Origin of the sequence: Desulfobulbus alkaliphilus, from assembly GCF_016918545.1 — a bacterium.
Taxonomy (GTDB): Bacteria; Desulfobacterota; Desulfobulbia; order Desulfobulbales; family Desulfobulbaceae; genus Desulfobulbus; species Desulfobulbus alkaliphilus.
In genome coordinates this window covers 1-401 of the sequence record NZ_JAFFQC010000385.1, presented here as the reverse complement: position 1 = coordinate 401, position 401 = coordinate 1, and the positions used below count along the sequence as shown (strand labels likewise).

The following is a 401-nucleotide window of genomic DNA, read 5'->3' as shown; positions in this document are numbered from 1 at the left end:
GTTTGGTCTGCCAATGCCTGTGTTAGCTGTTCGAGCTGAGTTTCTTGTTCGGACTGCGTTTGGCGTGTCAGTTCGAGCTGTTGTGTGAGTTGCTCAAGCATCTCTTCTTTTTGAGCCAATAGCGCTTCTAGCTCGGCAGCCTTGGCTACATAGGGGCTTTCATCAAAAGCTTTTTTGGCTTGGGCTTCCAGCTCGGCTTGCTTGACTTCATATTCCTTGCGCAGCAACTCCATCGTTTCGCGTTCAAAGTTGAGTTGTTGCATTTGCGCCTGTAGTCCTTCCTCTAGCGCCTTTATTTCACGCTGGCGGTGCTCTCTGAAGAGCATTTCTTGTACTTTGGCGCTTTGTACTTCACGTTCTTCATTCGAGAGTGCGTCTAGTTCGGCTTGTAGCTTTTGCTC

Annotated in this window: 1 pseudogene; it reads right to left on the bottom strand. The window is 49.1% G+C overall.

What is annotated here, in order from left to right:
- Positions 1-401, bottom strand: a pseudogene (locus tag JWG43_RS19045) (hypothetical protein); the annotation flags it as partial.